1 pseudogene is annotated in these 256 nt (G+C 69.1%); it reads right to left on the bottom strand.

What is annotated here, in order from left to right:
• Positions 1-107: 107 nt before the first annotated feature.
• A pseudogene (locus tag SB772_RS43120) lies at positions 108-256 on the bottom strand (ABC transporter permease); the annotation flags it as partial.

Raw genomic sequence — 256 nt, 5'->3', positions numbered from 1 at the left:
CCCGCCGCGAGACGCGCGGCGGCGATCAGGCAGTTGTCGTCGGGGGCGAGCAGGATGAGGCGCGCATCGGTGTGTCCGGAACGGCTGTTCAAGTTCTCTCTCCGCGTTCAGTTCTGCGCTTCGCCGCCCGCCAGCCGCGCCACCATCAGCGAGCCGAGGATGATCGCGCCGTAAATCGCCTGCACCCAGAACGACGGCACCTGCGCGAGCGTCAGCAGGTTCTGCACCACGCCGAGCAGCAGCACGCCCAGCAGCG

Source organism: Paraburkholderia sp. SIMBA_030, from assembly GCF_046535245.1.
Taxonomy (GTDB): Bacteria; Pseudomonadota; Gammaproteobacteria; order Burkholderiales; family Burkholderiaceae; genus Paraburkholderia.
The sequence above is the reverse complement of the archived record's forward strand: the minus strand, read 5'-3'. Positions and strand labels throughout refer to the sequence as shown.